Annotated in this window: 4 protein-coding genes; all 4 read left to right on the plus strand. The window is 74.4% G+C overall.

Going from position 1 to position 1,811, the window contains the following annotated elements; genetic code table 11:
* Positions 1–122: 122 nt before the first annotated feature.
* Positions 123–308: a hypothetical protein gene (locus FV223_RS26595; RefSeq protein ID WP_147729728.1), complete on the plus strand. Its 186-nt coding sequence runs from the start codon at positions 123–125 to the stop codon at positions 306–308.
* Positions 309–325: 17 nt separating this feature from the next.
* Entirely contained in the window at positions 326–967 is a 642-nt protein-coding gene (nthA, locus tag FV223_RS26600) for a nitrile hydratase subunit alpha (RefSeq protein WP_147729729.1), read from the plus strand.
* Positions 964–1,629 carry a nitrile hydratase subunit beta gene (nthB, locus tag FV223_RS26605; RefSeq protein ID WP_147729730.1) on the plus strand — a complete coding sequence of 222 codons (666 nt, stop codon included), beginning with the start codon at positions 964–966 and terminating at the stop codon, positions 1,627–1,629. The genes nthA and nthB overlap by 4 nt, the downstream gene beginning before the upstream one ends.
* On the plus strand, positions 1,626–1,811 hold a 186-nt coding region (locus FV223_RS26610; protein WP_147729731.1), incomplete at its 3' end, for a nitrile hydratase accessory protein. The genes nthB and FV223_RS26610, both read left to right, overlap by 4 nt.

The following is a 1,811-nucleotide window of genomic DNA, read 5'->3' on the forward strand; positions in this document are numbered from 1 at the left end:
CATACCGCCCCCTCGGGCCAAATCCGCGCCGCGCTGCACCCGATTCACCGAACCCCTTCCCGATCCTCGCGGCCGACGCCACATCCGGGTATGGTCGATTCGAGCGATCGGGAGGACGTGCCGTGTACACTGTGAAGGCGAACGACCATGCGGGGCGCCCCGCGACGTTCGCGTGCGGGACCGCCGACCAGGCCCTGGAGAAGACCTGGGAGCTGGCCCGGCGCGGCTTCAAGGACATCGTCGTGACCGACCCGAAGGGGCACGCCTCGAACGCGGCCGCCTTCGAGCGCTCGCTCGACCTGGCCTGAGGCGGGCGGCGGCGCGGATGGCCTATCGTCACGACGACCCGGATCACGACCACGGGCACCAGCACGGGCACGACCACGGCGCGCTGTCCCCCGTCGAGGCGCGGGTGCGGGCGCTGGAATCGATCCTGGTGCAGAAGGGCTACGTCGAGCCGGCGGCGCTCGACGCGCTGGTCGAGCGCTACGAGACCCGGGTCGGGCCCCATCTCGGGGCGCAGGTGGTGGCCCGCGCCTGGGTCGATCCGGCCTATCGCGCGCGGCTGCTGGCCGACGCCACGCCGGCGATCGCCGAGCTCGGGATCGGCGGGCGCGGCGGCGAGCACATGGTGGTGGTCGAGAACACGCCGCACGCCCACAACCTCGTCGTCTGCACCCTGTGCTCCTGCTACCCCTGGCCGGTGCTCGGCCTGCCGCCGGTCTGGTACAAGGCGCCGCCCTATCGCGCCCGCGCCGTGATCGACCCGCGCGGCGTGCTCGCCGAGTTCGGGGTGCGCCTGCCCGAGACGACGCGGATCACCGTGTGGGATTCGACCGCCGAACTGCGCTACATGGTGCTGCCGATGCGGCCCGCCGGCACCGAGGCCTTCGACGAGCGCCGCCTCGCCGGCCTCGTCACCCGCGACGCGATGATCGGCACCGGCCTGCCGGGCGTCCCGGCATGAACGGCGGCCAGGACCTCGGCGGGATGCACGGCCTCGGCCCGGTCGCTCCCGAGCCGAACGAGCCGGTGTTCCACGCCGATTGGGAGAAGCGCGTCTTCGCGCTCGCCATGGCGATGGGCTTTACCGGTGCCTGGACCCTCGACGGCAGCCGCGCCGCCCGCGAGTCGATGCCGCCGGCCGACTACCTGCGCGCCAGCTACTACGCGATCTGGCTCGACGCCCTCGAGCGCCAGCTCGCCGCCCACGGCCTCGCGCGGCCGGAGGAGATCGCCCGCGGCGTCGCCGATCCCGATCCGGCGCCGGTGGCGCGGGTGCTCACCGCCGACATCCTGGAGCCGCGCTACCGCGCCGGCTTCCCGAGCGACCGGCCCGCGCCCGCGCCGGCGCGCTTCGCGGTCGGCGACGCGGTGACGATGCGCAACATCCACCCGCCGACCCACACCCGCCTGCCGCGCTACGTCCGGGCCAAAAGCGGCACCGTGCTGCGCGTCCACGGCGCCTTCGTCCTGCCCGACACCAACGCCTGCGGGCAGGGCGAGAACCCGGACTGGCTCTACACCGTGGCCTTCCCGGCCGCCGAGCTCTGGGGCGAGGATGCCGACCCGAACGGGCGCGTCACCGTCGCGGTGTTCGAGCGCTACATCGCGGGCGGCGCCGCATGAGCGAGCCCGTCGCCCCGTTCTCGGCACCCTGGGAGGCGCAGGTCTTCGCGATGGTGGTCGCGCTGCAGGATTCGGGGCTGTTCACCGGGGCCGAGTGGGCCGACGCGCTCGGCGCCGCGATCCGCCCGGCCGACGGCCCGGAGGCGCCGGCCGATTACGGCCGCTGGCTCGCCGCCCTGGAG

It is taken from the genome of Methylobacterium sp. WL116, from assembly GCF_008039455.1.
In the GTDB taxonomy this organism is placed as follows: domain Bacteria; phylum Pseudomonadota; class Alphaproteobacteria; order Rhizobiales; family Beijerinckiaceae; genus Methylobacterium.